This window comes from Deinococcus depolymerans (assembly GCF_039522025.1).
GTDB classification, from domain to species: domain Bacteria; phylum Deinococcota; class Deinococci; order Deinococcales; family Deinococcaceae; genus Deinococcus; species Deinococcus depolymerans.
The window spans coordinates 44,307-59,284 of the sequence record NZ_BAAADB010000021.1; the positions used below are offsets into that span (position 1 = coordinate 44,307).

General features: G+C 73.8%; 14 protein-coding genes and 1 riboswitch. Of the genes, 10 read left to right on the forward strand and 4 right to left on the reverse strand.

Annotation, left to right across the window (positions count from 1 at the left end):
- Positions 1–217: 217 nt before the first annotated feature.
- Positions 218–712 (reverse strand): hypothetical protein, encoded by a 495-nt coding sequence (locus tag ABDZ66_RS11320; protein ID WP_343758896.1) that lies wholly within the window; start codon positions 710–712, stop codon positions 218–220.
- 119 nt (positions 713–831) lie between these two features.
- Positions 832–947, forward strand: a riboswitch (TPP riboswitch).
- Positions 948–1,119: 172 nt separating this feature from the next.
- On the opposite strand from ABDZ66_RS11320, the gene thiC reads away from it, so the two are divergent.
- From thiC to thiD, 6 genes are all read left to right on the forward strand, one after another.
- Positions 1,120–2,994 carry a phosphomethylpyrimidine synthase ThiC gene (thiC, locus tag ABDZ66_RS11325; protein WP_343758898.1) on the forward strand — a complete coding sequence of 625 codons (1,875 nt, stop codon included), beginning with the start codon at positions 1,120–1,122 and terminating at the stop codon, positions 2,992–2,994.
- Positions 2,991–3,620 (forward strand): thiamine phosphate synthase, encoded by a 630-nt coding sequence (thiE, locus tag ABDZ66_RS11330; protein ID WP_343758900.1) that lies wholly within the window; start codon positions 2,991–2,993, stop codon positions 3,618–3,620. The genes thiC and thiE overlap by 4 nt, the downstream gene beginning before the upstream one ends.
- The gene (thiS, locus tag ABDZ66_RS11335; RefSeq protein ID WP_343758902.1) at positions 3,617–3,841 is read left to right on the forward strand and encodes a sulfur carrier protein ThiS; all 225 of its coding nucleotides are present in this window, start codon (positions 3,617–3,619) and stop codon (positions 3,839–3,841) included. The genes thiE and thiS overlap by 4 nt, the downstream gene beginning before the upstream one ends.
- Position 3,842: 1 nt before the next feature.
- Positions 3,843–4,643: a thiazole synthase gene (locus ABDZ66_RS11340; protein ID WP_343758904.1), complete on the forward strand. Its 801-nt coding sequence runs from the start codon at positions 3,843–3,845 to the stop codon at positions 4,641–4,643.
- Positions 4,644–4,704: 61 nt separating this feature from the next.
- On the forward strand, positions 4,705–5,616 hold the full coding sequence (locus tag ABDZ66_RS11345) for an NAD(P)/FAD-dependent oxidoreductase (RefSeq protein ID WP_343758906.1): 912 nt from the start codon (positions 4,705–4,707) through the stop codon (positions 5,614–5,616).
- Positions 5,613–6,371 carry a bifunctional hydroxymethylpyrimidine kinase/phosphomethylpyrimidine kinase gene (thiD, locus tag ABDZ66_RS11350; protein WP_343758908.1) on the forward strand — a complete coding sequence of 253 codons (759 nt, stop codon included), beginning with the start codon at positions 5,613–5,615 and terminating at the stop codon, positions 6,369–6,371. Before ABDZ66_RS11345 ends, thiD begins: the two co-directional genes overlap by 4 nt.
- 30 nt (positions 6,372–6,401) lie before the next feature.
- Here thiD and ABDZ66_RS11355 read toward each other — a convergent pair whose 3' ends face one another.
- Positions 6,402–6,992: a hypothetical protein gene (locus ABDZ66_RS11355; protein WP_343758910.1), complete on the reverse strand. Its 591-nt coding sequence runs from the start codon at positions 6,990–6,992 to the stop codon at positions 6,402–6,404.
- 93 nt (positions 6,993–7,085) lie between these two features.
- Between ABDZ66_RS11355 and ABDZ66_RS11360 the strand changes: the two genes are divergently transcribed.
- Together ABDZ66_RS11360 and ABDZ66_RS11365 are read left to right on the forward strand one after the other, a co-directional pair.
- Positions 7,086–7,946: a metallophosphoesterase gene (locus tag ABDZ66_RS11360; RefSeq protein WP_343758912.1), complete on the forward strand. Its 861-nt coding sequence runs from the start codon at positions 7,086–7,088 to the stop codon at positions 7,944–7,946.
- A gap of 241 nt (positions 7,947–8,187) precedes the next feature.
- Entirely contained in the window at positions 8,188–9,138 is a 951-nt protein-coding gene (locus ABDZ66_RS11365; RefSeq protein WP_343758915.1) for a tyrosine-type recombinase/integrase, read from the forward strand.
- Positions 9,139–9,766: 628 nt separating this feature from the next.
- Here the strand turns inward: ABDZ66_RS11365 and ABDZ66_RS11370 are convergent.
- On the reverse strand, positions 9,767–11,047 hold the full coding sequence (locus tag ABDZ66_RS11370; protein ID WP_343758917.1) for a glycerate kinase type-2 family protein: 1,281 nt from the start codon (positions 11,045–11,047) through the stop codon (positions 9,767–9,769).
- Positions 11,048–11,463: 416 nt separating this feature from the next.
- Here ABDZ66_RS11370 and ABDZ66_RS11375 point away from each other — a divergent pair, with 416 nt between their 5' ends.
- Complete coding sequence (locus tag ABDZ66_RS11375; RefSeq protein WP_343759014.1) at positions 11,464–11,979, forward strand: GNAT family N-acetyltransferase; 516 nt, start codon at positions 11,464–11,466, stop codon at positions 11,977–11,979.
- Here the strand turns inward: ABDZ66_RS11375 and ABDZ66_RS11380 are convergent.
- Positions 11,930–12,967 (reverse strand): PIG-L deacetylase family protein, encoded by a 1,038-nt coding sequence (locus tag ABDZ66_RS11380; RefSeq protein ID WP_343758919.1) that lies wholly within the window; start codon positions 12,965–12,967, stop codon positions 11,930–11,932. The genes ABDZ66_RS11375 and ABDZ66_RS11380 overlap by 50 nt on opposite strands.
- An 84-nt stretch (positions 12,968–13,051) precedes the next feature.
- Here ABDZ66_RS11380 and ABDZ66_RS11385 point away from each other — a divergent pair, with 84 nt between their 5' ends.
- Positions 13,052–14,920, forward strand: coding sequence for an ABC transporter ATP-binding protein (locus ABDZ66_RS11385; protein WP_343758922.1), 1,869 nt, complete (start codon positions 13,052–13,054; stop codon positions 14,918–14,920).
- Positions 14,921–14,978 lie beyond the last annotated feature (58 nt).

The following is a 14,978-nucleotide window of genomic DNA, read 5'->3' on the forward strand; positions in this document are numbered from 1 at the left end:
ACCTCCAGGGGTCGGGGTCAGGGGGCCCGCGGGCCCCGGGTGCGTGGAGACGGGACGCAGGGGTTCCACGGGGTGGCTGCGCCTGCCGGAGCGGCCGGCAGGGGAGACCCCCTCTCGGGTCTGGCGGGCTCGGGTCTGGCGGGGGCAACCCGGCGCGCTTCACCGGGGCGCGGGAGGCACGCGTCAGGGCGGCCCTCAGCGCCGGTGGATCCTGCGGTCAGGCCCGGGGATGGGGCGGCGCACGCGGGTCGGCGTGACGCACGGCGGCCGTGGCCGGTCCAGTCGGGCGGACGGCCGCGGCCGCCATGCGGGCGGTCAGGGGAAGGGGCAGGGCCGCCGGCGCCGGATTCAGCGCGAAACCGGCCGTGAGGCACAGGGGGCAGTGGGGAGCGGCGTGCTTCCCGGGGTGTGGCGGGGCGTTCGGCGCGGCGTCGCTCAGGCCGGGGGCGTGGGTTGCGGGCGCCGCGTGGCCGGGCCGGTCGTGCGGGGTCCGGTGCGCGCCGTGTCCGGGGGGGTGGCCGACCGCCGGCGTGGTCACCGTCACGGGCCGGGGCGCGTGAACCCGGGTCGCGCCGGGCCGGTCGAGGCCCAGGCCGCCCACGCCGGGGCTGCGGGTCAGGTGCATCAGGGACGCGATCACCGTCAGCAGCGCCAGCACCCACCTTCCCACCGGGGGAACGGTGGGGGGGTGGGGGGCGCGCCGGAACCGCATGGCGGGAACCATACCTCAGCCTTCCGGTGTGAATGTCCTGCCGGTCACGAACACCTGCGGCACGTCCACGCGGGGCTGGGCGGGTCCCTTGACGTCCGGGAGCGGCGGTGTACACTCGGGGCAGTCACCAGGGGTGCCGGGCCCGCGCGTTGCGGGCGGCTGAGAGAACGTCGTGTTCAACCCTAGGAACCTGATCTGGTTTGTACCAGCGGAGGGAGCGTGACGGGTGCCGAAACAGTTGTCGTGTTTCGCCCCCCTCCGGCGTGTGAGGGGGGCGTTTTTTTTATTGCCAAGCCACTGACCTGACCCACCCTGCCGGGCTGCCCCGCTGACGGCAGCCCCCCACAACCGGACGCCCGCACGGGTGCCCGGCGGCCCTGTCCTGTTCCCAGTTGCCCGGAGTGTGCATGACCACCCTGACCCCACCCCCGACCGACCCTGCGACCGAAGCCCTGACGATTCTCGACCCGGAGCTGACCGCGCCGTTCCCGAACAGCGAGAAGGTGTACCTGACCGGCACGCTGCACGCCGGCGTGCGGGTGCCCGCGCGGCGCATCCGGCAGTCGCCGACCCTGGAACGCGTGGGCGACCTGACCCGCACCGTGCCGAACCCGGCCCTGCTCGTGCCGGACACGAGCGGGCCGTACACGGACGCCCGCCTGAGCGTGGACCTGCGCGCCGGGCTGGGGCACGCGCGCCCCTGGCTGGCCGGGGACGCCCGGCTGGAACTGGCGCGGGAGCGGCACCACCCGGCGCTGGACCTCAGCGGGCCGCTGCCGTTCCCGCGCGTGCCCCGCCCCCGCCGCGCCCGCCCCGGCGCGGGCATCACGCAGCTGCAGGCGGCGCGGCGCGGCGAGATCACCCCGGAGATGGAATTCGTCGCCCTGCGCGAGGCGCTGCGGCAGGACCCGGACTTCGACCTGACCCACCAGCACCCCGGGCAGGGGTTCGGGGCCGCCATCCCGCGCGAGATCACGCCGGAGTTCGTCCGGTCGGAGGTCGCGCGGGGCCGCGCGGTGATCCCCGCGAACATCAACCACCCGGAACTCGAACCCACCGTGATCGGGCGGAACTTCCGGGTGAAGATCAACGCGAACCTCGGCACCAGCATCGTCACCAGTTCCATCGAGGAGGAGGTCGGGAAGATGATCTGGGCGACCCGCTGGGGCGCGGACACGGTCATGGACCTCTCCACGGGTCGGCACATCCACCCCACCCGCGAGTGGATCGTCCGGAACAGCGCCGTGCCGGTCGGCACCGTGCCGATCTATCAGGCGCTGGAGAAGGTGGGCGGCGTGGCCGAGGACCTGACCTGGGACGTGTACCGCGACACGCTGATCGAGCAGGCCGAGCAGGGCGTGGACTACATGACCGTCCACGCCGGCGTGCGGCTGGCGCACCTGCCGCTCACCGCGCGGCGGCGTACCGGGATCGTGTCGCGCGGCGGGAGCATCCTCGCGAAGTGGTGCCTCGCGCATCACCGCGAGAACTTCCTGCACACGCACTTCGCGGACATCTGCGAGATCCTCGCCGCGTACGACATCACCTTCAGCCTCGGGGACGGCCTGCGCCCCGGCAGCGTCGAGGACGCCAACGACGCCGCGCAGTTCGCGGAACTCGACACGCTGGGCGAACTCACCCGCGTCGCGTGGGACCACGGCGTGCAGACCATGATCGAGGGCCCCGGCCACGTCCCCATGCAGCTCATCCGCGAGAACATGACCAGGCAGCTCGACGTGTGCCAGGAGGCGCCGTTCTACACGCTGGGGCCACTCACGACCGACATCGCGCCCGGGTACGACCACATCACGTCCGCGATCGGCGCGGCGCAGATCGCGTGGTACGGCACCGCCATGCTCTGCTACGTCACCCCGAAGGAGCACCTGGGCCTCCCGGACCGGCAGGACGTGCGCGACGGCGTGATCGCGTACCGCATCGCCGCGCACGCCGCCGACCTCGCCAAGGGCCACCCCGGCGCGCAGGCCCGCGACAACGCCCTGAGTAAGGCCCGGTTCGAGTTCCGCTGGGAGGACCAGTTCAACCTGTCCCTGGACCCCCTGAAGGCCCGCGCGCTGCACGACGAGACCCTGCCCGCCGACGCGGCGAAGACCGCGCACTTCTGCTCCATGTGCGGCCCGCACTTCTGCTCCATGAAACTCAGCCACGACCTGCGCGCCCCCGACGTCCTGGCCGGACTGGAGGAGAAGGCCCGCGAATTCCGCGCGCTGGGCGGCGAGGTGTACGTGCCCCGCCAGGCACAGATGGGCGAGGGGGAGGCGTGAACCTCGGCCACCTGTACCTCGTCGCCACGCCCCGCGCCGGGCAGTCGCAGGGCGAGTTCCTGGCACGCATCGAGGCCGCGCTGGACGGCGGCGTGGACACGCTGCAACTGCGCTGCAAGGACTGGGAGGCCACCCCCTACATCGCGCTGGGCGAGCGGGTGGCGGCGCTGGCCCGCCCGCGCGGCGTGCCCTTTTTCATCAACGACCGCGTGGACGTCGCCGCTGCGTGCGGCGCGGACGGCGTGCACCTGGGGCAGGGGGACCTGCCGCCCGCCTGGGCACGCACCCTCGCACCGGGGCTGCTCCTGGGCCGCAGCACGCACGCGCCCGCGCAGGCGCACGCCGCGCTGGCCGACGCCCCTGCCTACATCGCCGCCGGGCCGGTGCACGCCACGCCCACCAAACCGGGCCGCGCGCCCGCCGGACTGGCCTATGTGCGCGCCGTGGCCGCCCTGAACCCGCCGCTGCCCTGGTACGCCATCGGCGGGATCGACGCCAGCACCATCCCCGGGGTGCTGGCCGCCGGGGCGACCCGCGTGGCGGTCGTGCGCGCCGTCCTCGACGCGCCCGACCCCGCGCAGGCCGCATCTGACCTGCTGGCGGCGTTGCGGGGGGTGCCCGCGTGACCCGCCCCGCCACCCTGCCCGCCACCCTGACCGTGAACGGCGAGGCGCGGCCCCTCACGCCCGGCCTGACCCTGCACGCCCTGCTGCGCGACCTGAACGTGAACCCGGCGCGCGTGGCGGTCGCCGTGAACGACGACTTCTACCCCGGCGCGCGCGCGCCGCAGCGCACCCTGGAGGCCGGAGATGTCATCGAGATCGTCCGCATCATCGGGGGGGGCTGACATGGCCTCTGACGCATTCACCCTCGGCGGCAAGGTGTTCACGTCGCGCCTGATGACCGGCACAGGCAAGTTCACGGATTTCGGCGTGATGCGCGAGGCGCTCGCCGCGAGCGGGTCGCAGATCGTGACCGTCGCCATCCGCCGCGTCGAATTGAAGGCCCCGGGGCACGACGGGCTGCTGGACGCCCTGGACTGGGACGCCGTGCAACTCCTGCCGAACACCGCCGGGTGCCGCACGGCCGACGAGGCGCTGCGCGTGGCGCGGCTGGCGCGCGTGGCGACCGGCGTGAACTGGATCAAGCTGGAGGTCATCCCGGACGCCCGCTACCTGCTGCCCGACCCCGTGGGCACGCTCCGCGCGGCCGAGGCGCTGGCCGCCGACGGGTTCACGGTGCTGCCGTACGTGCAGGCGGACGCGGTGCTCGCCCGCGCGCTGGAGGACGCCGGGTGCGCCGCCGTGATGCCCCTGGCGAGCCCCATCGGCTCCGGGCGGGGCCTGCGCAGTCCCGAGCTGCTGCGCACCGTGCTGGACGGCGCGCGCGTGCCCATCATTGTGGACGCGGGCCTGGGCGTTCCGAGCGACGCGGCGCAGGCGCTGGAACTCGGCGCGGACGCCGTGCTGGTGAACACCGCGATCGCCGAGGCGCGCGACCCGGTCGGCATGGCCCACGCGTTCGCGCTGGGCGTGCAGGCGGGCCGCGCGGCGTTCCTGGCCGGACGGATGCCCGAACGCACGCACGCCAGCCCCAGCAGCCCGCTGGGCGGGGTGGTGCGTCTGCCCGACCCGGAAGTGCCCGTGTGACACGGGAAGCCGTGTCTCTGCTCCTTCCCCGGCGGGGAGGAGGCCGGGATGGGGTGAGCCCGTGATCCGCGTGCGGGAGGTGATCGTGGTGGGCGGCGGCCTGATCGGGGCGCTGGTGGCGTTCACGCTGCGGGGGGCGGGTGCGGACGTCCTCGTGCTGGACGCGGACCGGCCGGGCGCGGCGTGGCGGGCGGCGGCGGGCCTGCTGACCCCGGACGGCGAGCGGCTGCGCGGCACGCCCCTGCACGCGGACGCACTGGAGGGACTGCGGCGCTGGCCCGCGCTGGCGGCGCGGCTGGAACGCTCGGGCCTGCCCGTTCACCTGCGGCCCGGCGTCACGCGACTTCAGGCGGGCGGTGGGGTGGTCTGCACACCCGGCGAGGGGAGCCTGCACCCGCCGTCGGTGGTCCGCGCGGCCCGGCAGGGGCTGGAGGTCGTGGCCGCGCAGGTCCAGGCCATCGGGCCGTCGGGCGGCGGGGTGCGGGTGCGGACGGACGCGGGCGACTGGTACGCCGGGCAGGTGGTCCTCGCGGCGGGCGCGTGGAGCGGGGCGTTCGGCGTGCCGGTGGGGGCGCGGCAGGGGCAGGCGCTGCTGCTGCGCGGCGCGCCCGGGGTGGGCGCGTGGTATGGCCCACCCGCACAGGGGTTCTCCCGTTACGCGCTGTCCCGCCCGGACGGGCTGTACGTCGGCGCGACGAGCCGCGACACCTGGGCCGTGACGCCCGACCTCCACGCGGCCCGCTGGCTGCGCGGCGCCGCCCGGACGCTCGTGCCCGGGGTGGACGGGGCGGAGGTCGCCGCGCACCTCGTGGGCCTGCGCCCGGTCACGCCGGACGGGATGCCGCGGGTCGGGCCGCACCCCACGGTGCCGGGCGTGCTCGTCGCGGCGGGGCACGGGCGGCACGGGTCGCTGCTCGCCCCGGTCACGGCGGCGCGCGTACAGGCACTGGTCGAACAGAGCGTGAGCGCATGACCGTCCCCGTTGCCCTGACCATCGCGGGCTCGGATTCCGGTGGGGGGGCGGGCATCCAGGCGGACCTGAAGACCTTCGAGGCACATGGCGTGTACGGCGCGAGCGTCCTGACGCTGATCACCGCGCAGAACACGCGGGGCGTTCAGGCGGCGCACCCGCTGCCGCCGGAGCTGGTGGCCGCGCAGCTGAGATCCGTGCTGGACGATTTCCCGGTCGCGGCGGTGAAGACGGGTGCGCTGGGCAACGCGGGGCTGGTGTGCGCCGTGGCCGACATCCTGCGGGGCCGGGACCTGCCGCTGGTCGTCGATCCGGTGATGCTCGCCAAGAGCGGGGACGCCCTGCTGGACGCCAGCGCCCTGCACGCCCTGCGGGACGACCTGCTGCCCCTGGCGACACTCGTCACCCCGAACGTGCCGGAGTGGGCGGCGCTGCGCGCGGCGGGCGTGCCGGACACCACGCCGCTGCTCCTGAAGGGTGGGCACGCGCCGGGCGGGACCGTCACCGACGAACTGTGCGCCCACGGCCACCACCTCACGCTGCGCGCGCCGAGGCAGCACACGCGGCACACGCACGGCACGGGCTGCACGCTGTCGGCAGCGATCACCGCGAACCTCGCGCGCGGTCTGGCCCTGCCGGACGCGGTGCGGGCCGCGCACGCGTACCTGCAGGCCGCGATCCGCGCCGCGCCGGGCCTGGGCGCGGGGCACGGGCCGCTCGGGCACCGGGCGGCGGGGGAGCTGCGGTCCCCCGCCTGACCGCGAATCCGTTCAGGCGGAGGCGGGCGTTCAGGCGGAAGCGGGCATGTCGAGGGGCTCCTCGGTGACCTCGTCCCAGCTCAGGCCCAGGTCACTGAGCGGCACGAAGTTCAGGTCGCGCAGCGCGGCGCGCAGCTGTTCGGTCCAGGCGTCCACCCGCTCCTGCGCCTCGCGGGCCGCGTGCGGGGTGGGGGCCCGCCACAGCCGGAAGGACTTCGCGGGCCGGTTGCGTTCCCGCTGCTGCTCGTCGAGCGCGCCGGCCAGACCCCAGGTGGCGGTCGTCACGCGGTCCACCAGTCCGTGGCTCTCGAGTTCGTGGGCGTGACCGCCGCCGATCAGGGCGCGCAGGGTGACGGGATCGCTGCCCAGGGGGGACACGCAGCGGGTGTGCAGGTGCTGGGTGTGCCCCAGGTCGGTGTTCAGGCCGATGCTGGCCGCTGGCCGCTGCAGCCGCTCACCTTGCGCCGCCACGAAGGCCGGGGCGCGGCCGGTCGCCTGCGGGTCCGCCAGGGCGATGACGCGCAGCCAGCGCGCCTGGGTCCGGTGGGCGTGGATGACCGTGATGGCCTGAGCGGCACGGTACATGATGTCATCAGTGGCCAGCAGCTGCTCGGGGAACATGCTGGCAGCGTAAGCGGCCGGGTCGCACAAAAGCCTTAATTCCGGAAAGTGAACGCCACGCCCGTGTGCCGTCCATCCCTTAAGCTGGGCGGCATGCTGCGCCGCGCCCTGAGCACCCTCGGCTGGACAGCGGCGGGAGTGGCGGCGCTGGGCGTCGCCAACACCTACCGCTTCCAGATCACCACCCACCGCGCTCCGCTGCCCGGCCTGACCCGCCCGGTACGGATCGCGCACCTCAGCGACCTGCACTACGGGGTCTTCATGCGCCGCCGCTCGGTGCGCCGCTGGGTGCAGGCCACCCGGCAGGCCCGGCCGGACGTGATCGTCGTGACCGGCGACTTCCTGGACAGCGGTGTCGGGCGGCGCCGGCACGGGAAACTGCTGGCCGAACTCGCCCACCTGCACGCCCCGCTGGGCGTGTACGCCGTGTGGGGCAACCACGACTGGACCAGCCTGAACACCAACGCCACCCGCCAGGATTTCGCCGAGCAGCTGGCCGGGGTGGGGGTGCGGCTCATCAACAACGCGGGCGTGCAGGTCCGGGACGATCTGTTCGTCGCGGGCGTGGACGACTGGTGGTTCGGTCAGCAGGACCTCGCCGCGGCGCTCGGCGAACACGCGGGCGGCGCGGTGGTGCTGCTGGCCCACAACCCCGACTACCTGTCACAGGTGCCGGCCTGGGTGGGCCTGACGCTCAGCGGGCACACGCACGGTGGGCAGGTCCGCCTCCCGCTGTTCGGCCCGCTGAAACGCCGCAGCACCCTCCTGAACGTGCTGCGCGGCTGGGTGCGCGGGGACCGGATCGTGCAGTCGCCTGCCGAGGGGACGCCCGCGCCGACGCCGAACGGGCAGGCGCTGGGGTTCGTGTCGCGTGGGCTGGGGGTCACGGGTGTGCCGCTGCGCTGGGACTGCCCGGCAGAACTGGTGCTGCTCGACCTGCATGAACCCACCTGATCCCCGGACCGCGCCCTTCCGTGCCTGTTCCCGTGGGGAAAACGCGTCCAGTACGCACTTTCCGCGGCTTCCTCACAGGAGGGCCGTGAGCGGCCGGGTCAGTCCTTGTGGGATGTTCAGGACCTGTCTTGTGGCCGCGGCCTGTTCACACTAATGCCAATTGGTTTGAAAAACAGACCCGCGGGCCATTACACTGCCGGGACATGATCCCATTGCCGCTGCATTCTTCCCGGCGGGCCGCGTGACCCTCGTCCAGCTGCGCAACGCGGTCACCATCAGCGGTCTCGACGACCGCGCCCTGCGTGTCCGGGCGGTCGAGGCCGCCAGCACCTACGACGACGACATGCTCACGATGATCACGCACGCCTACATGACCGTCGCCAGCCGCAAGGGCGCCCGCACCAGCCGCCGCACCCTGGAAGCCTACGCCCTGGCCGTCAAGGACTACGTCCGCTGGGCCGAGCAGAGCGGCGTGTCGGTCCTGCGACCGGGCCGCCGTGACGGTGGCCGCTACGTCGCGCACCTGCAGACCCGCCCCAGCCGCGGCCGGGGCCGCTGCGGGCCGCTGTCCGCCGCGACGGCCGCGCAGTACGTGGCCGGCGCGCGCGCCCTGTACCGTGCGCTCAGCTGGGCCGGTGCCACCGACGCCCACCCCTTCCAGGACGCGCACGTCGCGCCGGACCCCACGCCCGGCATCGTGAAGAACCCCCCCTACCTGCACGAGGTCGACCAGGTGCTGGCGCACTGTGACGCGCGTCTGGCCGCGCTGCTGCTGCTGTGCGCCCATGCCGGGCTGCGCGTGAGCGAGGCGCTGGCTGTCACGACCGCCGACCTGCACGGGTCCTCCCTGACGGTGCGCGGCAAGGGTGGCCGGGTCCGGCGGGTGCCGCTGGGCCGCCGGGTCCGCGAGGCCCTGGGTGCGGCGCCGCCCGTCACGGCCGACGGGCGGCTGTTCGACTGGAAGTACGCGCAGGCCACGTACCGTATGCGCAAGGCCTTCCGCGCGGCCGGGCACGCCGAGGCGTGGCGGGGCTTTCACGCGGCCCGCAAGCATTCCGGTACGCGGCTGTACCAGGCGACGCGGGATTTCACGCGGGTGGGCCTGTTCCTGGGGCACGCGTCCGTCGATACCACCCGCCGGTACGTGGCCGTGCAGGACAACGATGTGGCGGGTGAGGTCGAGTTCTTCTGATGTCGTACGGACTCGGATTGAATGGCTTACAGAGCCGTTCAATCCGGGCGAGGCGAGGAGGCGCTGGGCGGGTTCCGGACGTTGCGTTGACAGATCGGACCACCACCGATCTGTGAACGAAACAAACGGCAGTCCGTATCAGGGAGACGCGGACGGTCGCTCTCTGTTGTTGGTGTTCTTGCTGGAAGGGCGCGGTCAAGAAGGGCCTGTTCAATATATTGATGTTTATATGAAATGAACCAAGATGCCGGGCTGCAGAGGTGGGCATCGCCTGCCCGTTGCAGGCAGACGCCTCCTCGGAGCGCACGCCGGCGCAGGAGCAGCATCCTGGGAACCCCGGTTGAGTCGCCAGCGCTCCCGGCAGAGACCGGAGGTTCAGGCAGTAATGGGGAATGATCCGCAGGGAAGCCCGTGGGACGGGAGGCGTGGTTCGGGTGGAATCACGGAGCAATGCCGGTACGGACGCCTGGGCCTTAGCCCATGCCTGCGGCCTGTCCCATCCGGAAGCCGGGTGGCATCAGGACCCTCCGATGCCCGGGGTGCAGGAGGGCAGCTCGGACTCTCCCCCCTCTACCTCCTCTTCCTCCGCATTCATATACAACTGAATACATTGAGTGCAGGCCAGAGCTCAGCCGACCGGACCGACCAGCACAGCGCGGACATCGTTCAGGTTATGCCCCGTCAGGCCCGTCACCAGCGTGTCTCCCAGCGCCTCGAAGAAACCGTGCGAGTCATGCGAGCGCAGGAACGCCCGCACGTCCAGCCCCGCCCGGACCGCCCGCGCGAAACTGTCCGGCGTGAGAAACGCCCCCGCCGCGGCGCTGCTTCCGTCCACGCCGTCACTGCCGGCCGACAGGGCGTACACTCCCTCCTCTCCCAGCGCCGCCAGCAGGGCCAGCGCGAACTCCAGGTTCCGCCCCCCACGGCCGCTGCCGCCCGTCAGCGTCACGGTCGCCTCGCCCCCCGAGAGCAGCACGACCGGCGCCGGAACCGGCGTGCCGTGCGCCCGGACCGACCGGATCACCGCCGCGTGAAACCCGGCCAGGACCTGCGCCTCGCCCGTGAAGGTATCACCGAGAATCACGGCCGGCACACCCCGCGCCCGCAGGAACGCCCGCGCCGCCTCCAGCAACGTGCGGTTCGAGCCGATCACCTCCCACGAGGCGTTCGGCAGCACCGCAGGCGTGCCGGCGCGTCCGCGGCGCAGGGACGCGCGGACTTCCGGGGCGGGCAGCGCGTACCGGTCGAGCACCGCGAGCGCGTCCGCCGGCGTGGTCGGGTCCGGGACGGCCGGGCCGCTCGCGATGAAGGCCGGGTCGTCCCCGACCACGTCCGAGAGGATCAGGGACCGGACGTGCGCGCGCGTGGCGGCGGCCAGCTGCCCACCCTTCACGCCGGACAGGTGACGGCGCACGGTGTTGATCTCATGAATGTCGGCGCCGCAGCGCAGCAGGTCACGGGTGAGGGCCTGCTTGCCTTCCAGGGTCACGCCGCGCGGCAGGCACAGCAGCGCGCTGCCCCCGCCGGACAGCAGCAGCAGCGCCCGCTGCGAGGCCCCCAGCGCCCGCAGGCGCCCCAGGACCTCGCGGGCGGCCGCCTCGCTGCTCGCGTCCGGCACCGGGTGCGCGGCGGTCCGCACCACGGCGTGGGCGGGCAGGCCCGGCAGGTCCGTCCCGCCTGGCCCGGCCGGCCGGACGACCAGGGCCGGCACCTGCGGCCAGCGGGCCAGCGCGGCGCGCGCCATCGGCACGCTGGCCTTCCCGACCGCCAGGATCAGGTCGGGCTGCGCCTCCCGCGCCAGGTGCGGCGCGAGCAGCCGCTCCGGGGACGCCACCGTGAGTGCGTGCAGGAACGCGTCCCGCAGCAACGCACGCGGGTCGCCCAGGGAACCGGGCCGCAGGTCGGTCATGGCTGCCTCCTCGGCCGGCGGGCGCGGCCTGCCATGATGATAGAGCCGCTTTCGACCGCGTCGGAAGTCTGTTCTTCCCATGCCTCCCTTCGCTGCTTCGCGGCTGTTCCCGTCCGTCCTGCCCGTCGACACTCACCCGCTCTCCTGCGGAGCGTGACAAGTCCGCCCGGCCAGACAGCCTGCCTCTTCATGGCCCATGCTCCAGACGCGAGCCGCGCCCATGACCCCCACGTTTCCCGGAGGACCACCTGCCCGCCACGCCCACCCCGTCCGCCTTCCCTCCGCCGGGGCCCGTCACGCTGAGGGCCGTCACGCCCGCCGACCGCGCCGCGCTGGGCGCCGTCGCCCACGCCACCGGTTTCTTCGGTGAGCCGGCCCGGTACTTCCCGGACCGCGCGCTGTTCACGGCGCTGTGGATCGACCCCTACCTGCGCGGCGGTGTGGGCTGCCTGCTGGCCGAACGGGACGGGCAGCTCCTGGGGTACGTGCTGGGCCGCGCCGACCCGGGCGGGTACCGCCGGGCGCTGCTGGCCGCCGCAGGCCGGGTCGCGGGCCGGATCGTGCGGCCGGACACGCGCCTCAGCCTGCGGTACCTGCTGCGCGCCGCACGTCACCCCGGGCCGCACGCGGACGAACGGCAGTACCCGGCGCACCTGCACCTGAACCTGCTGCCCGGCGCGCGCGGTCAGGGCGTGGGCCGCCAGTTGCTGCTCGCGCACCTGCAGGCCCTGCGGGACGCGGGCGTGCCGGGCACGCAGCTCTCGACGACCACCGAGAACGTCGCGGCCCTCCGGCTGTACACCCGGGCCGGGTTCGAGGTCGCGGCGCAGCGGGACTCGGACCTGTGGACGCCGTGGCTGGGCCGCCCGGCGCGGCACGTGGTCATGGTTCAGTCCCTGCGGGCGCCGTCCCCGGCAACGCCTGCGGGCTGAGAAGTTCGTTGCGGCGCACGAACGCCCGCATGAACCGCCCGAGCACCTCGGTCTGGGTGCCGTACGCCTCCACCGCCCGCCGCTTGGTGTCCTGCTGCGCCGGCGTGAGCGGCACGCGCTGCCACGGCAGGGCCCGCGCGCGCGGCGGCACCGTCAGCGGCCCGTTCAGGTGCAGGCCCTTGGGAAGCGGCCACTCCAGTCCGCCGTGAACCACCCAGAACCGCAGGCGCTGCTCCGCGTGCCGCTCGGCCATCAGGCGCAGCGCCAGGAACGACACGGTCCGGTGGTCCGGGTGGAAGTCCTGCGGGGCGGGGGCGAGCACCACGTCCGGGTTCACGCGGCGCAGCACGCCGCGCAGGTCCGCCTCCAGCGCCTGCCCGGTGAAGGGCCGGCCGGGCCGCAGGGCGCCCCGCACGTACACCGCCGCCGCGCCGGTCCGGGGTGAGGTGAGCGGCGAGGCGTAATGCAGGGTGAACAGCTGGAACAGCCCGCCGTCCGGGTAGCCCAGCATCAGAGTGTGCCGGGCGTCCACGCCCAGCAGGGCCACCGCCCGCCGCGCCTCGCTGGCGCGGACGTCACCGAGGGCACGCAGGTTCGCCGGGCCCGGATTCAGCACCCGCTGCGTGAGGGCCGCGTCGAACTCGAAGCCGTCGCCGGGCGTGATCCACGCGACGAACACCTCCGCGCCCGCCGCGCGGGCCTGCAGGATCGAGGCCGCGCAGCACAGCGTCTCGTCGTCCGGGTGTGGGGAGAGGACCAGCACCCGCTGCCCGGCGCGGTAGGGCGGCGCGACCGGCAGGGCCTGCACGCGGGCGCCGCCGCGGTCCACCGGCGTCCACACCGGCAGGTTGATCCAGGCGGCGGCGACCAGCACGGCCCCCAGCGCGATCAGCCGGCGCCGTCCCCGGGGGGGGTCGGGCCGCGCCGCCCGGAACGGGGTGGTCCGCGCGGGGTCCGCAGGGCGGGGCAGGTCGGGCGGGCGGGGCATGCGGGGCATCATAGCCCCCGGCCCGCACCCGGGCCGCGCTCACGTCACCTTCACGGCCGGCCGGGTGCGGCAGACTCGGCGCTGATGAGTGCTCCTTTCCGGGGCGGCCCGGTCTCCCCCGCCCGCCCGACCCCCACGCCCCCCGAACCGCCCCTGACGCCGGCCGAACGGTGGCGGGACCTGCAGGCCACGCTGAGACTGGTGTGGACGGCCAGTCCGCGCCACGCACTGACCTTCGCGGCCACCAGTCTGCTGGGCAGCGCCCTGCCGGCCGCGAACCTGCTTGTCGGCAAGCACCTGCTCGACGCGGTGGCGCAGGCGGCGCAGGGGCAGGTCACGTACCGCGCCCTGCTGGGCCTGCTGGCCGCGCAGGTGGGGCTGGTGATCCTGGGCAGCCTGCTGGGAACCGTGCAGAACGCCGCGCAGCAGTTACTGGGTGACAGCCTGCAGCACACTGTCAGCCGCCGCATCCTGGACAAGGCCACCACCCTGAGCGTCGAGGCCTTCGAGAATGCCGACACCTACGACCGCCTTCAGCAGGCGTACCGGGAGGTCGGGTCGCGGCCGCTGGGGGTCGCCACGCAGCTGGTGTCCCTGGCGGGCGCGGTCGTGACGCTGGGATCGGTGGGGGCGCTCATGACGCAGCTGGGCGTGTGGGTGCTGCCGCTGGTCGTGCTGGCCAGCGTGCCGGGCGTGATCATCAGTAACCGTTTCGGGGTGGAAGGCTACCGCATGCTGCGCCGGCAGACGCACGACGCCCGCGTGCAGAACTACCTGGGCAGCCTGCTGACCTCGGACACGCTGGTCAAGGAGGTGCGGCTGTTCGGGTTCGAGCCGTACCTGCTGGACCGCTGGCGTACCTACTACCTGGGGTTCCGCACGCAGCTCGAGACGCTGGTGCGGCAGCGGTCCGCGTGGAACTTCGGGGCGTCACTGCTCTCCGCGCTGCTGATCGGCGTGGCGAGCGCCCTGATCCTGCGGCGGGCGGCGGCCGGGCAGATCAGCGTGGGGGATTTCAGCGTGTTCGTGCTGGGGATCGCGCAGGTGCAGGCGACCGTCAGCGGCCTGCTGACCGGCGTGAGCGGCATCTACCAGAACCTGCTGTACATGCGTAACCTCTACGCCTTCCTGGAACTGCCGGGCCGGGACCTGGACGCCGGGGACACCTGGGAGGGCCGCATCGAGACCATCGAGTTCCGGGACGTGGCGTTCCGTTACCCGCTGACCGAACGGGACGTGCTGCGCGGCGTGAACTTCACGGTGCGGCGCGGCGAGTCACTGGCCCTCGTCGGGGAGAACGGGGCGGGCAAGACCACGGTCGTGAAGCTGCTGACGCTGCTGTTCCAGCCGACGGGCGGGCAGATCCTCCTGAACGGCCAGGACGCCGCGCGGTTCAGTCCGCGCAGCGTGCAGCGCGAGATGAGCATCATCTTCCAGGATTTCGGGCAGTACCAGATGACCGCCCGTGACAACGTCGCCCTGGCCGAGAGCGGCCGCCTGAACGACGACGCGGGCGTGCAGCGCGCCGTGGCGAGCGCCGGGGCCGGGTTCGTGGACAGCCTGCCGGGCGGGCTGGACACCCCGCTGGGCCGGCTGTTCCAGGGGGGGCGGCAGCTGTCGGGCGGGCAGTGGCAGCGGCTGGCGCTGGCCCGGCTGTACTTCCGGAACGCGTCGGTGCTGGTGTTCGACGAGCCGACCGCCGCGCTCGACGCCCGCGCGGAATTCGAGACCATCCAGGCGCTGCGGGCCGAGGCGGCCGGGCGCATCACGCTGATCATCTCGCACCGCTTCTCGACCGTGCGGCTGGCCGACACCATCGTCATGCTGGAGGGCGGCCAGATCACCGAGAGCGGCAGTCACGACGCGCTGATGGCGCGGCGCGGCCGGTACGCGCAACTGTATGAGCTGCAGGCCAGCGGGTACGCCCCGTCCGGCGGGGCCGGCAGCCACTGATACGGACTCGGATTGAATGGGCTTTGCAGCCCATTCAATCCGAGCGGATGCGACTCGT

Coding starts and splice junctions, on each gene's coding strand:
- ABDZ66_RS11320 (WP_343758896.1), bottom strand. CDS start 712: ATGCGGTTCCGGCGCGCCCCCCACCCCCCCACCGTTCCCCCGGTGGGA.
- thiC (WP_343758898.1), top strand. CDS start 1,120: ATGACCACCCTGACCCCACCCCCGACCGACCCTGCGACCGAAGCCCTG.
- ABDZ66_RS11340 (WP_343758904.1), top strand. CDS start 3,843: ATGGCCTCTGACGCATTCACCCTCGGCGGCAAGGTGTTCACGTCGCGC.
- thiD (WP_343758908.1), top strand. CDS start 5,613: ATGACCGTCCCCGTTGCCCTGACCATCGCGGGCTCGGATTCCGGTGGG.
- ABDZ66_RS11355 (WP_343758910.1), bottom strand. CDS start 6,992: ATGTTCCCCGAGCAGCTGCTGGCCACTGATGACATCATGTACCGTGCC.
- ABDZ66_RS11360 (WP_343758912.1), top strand. CDS start 7,086: ATGCTGCGCCGCGCCCTGAGCACCCTCGGCTGGACAGCGGCGGGAGTG.
- ABDZ66_RS11370 (WP_343758917.1), bottom strand. CDS start 11,047: ATGACCGACCTGCGGCCCGGTTCCCTGGGCGACCCGCGTGCGTTGCTG.
- ABDZ66_RS11380 (WP_343758919.1), bottom strand. CDS start 12,967: ATGCCCCGCCCGCCCGACCTGCCCCGCCCTGCGGACCCCGCGCGGACC.
- ABDZ66_RS11385 (WP_343758922.1), top strand. CDS start 13,052: ATGAGTGCTCCTTTCCGGGGCGGCCCGGTCTCCCCCGCCCGCCCGACC.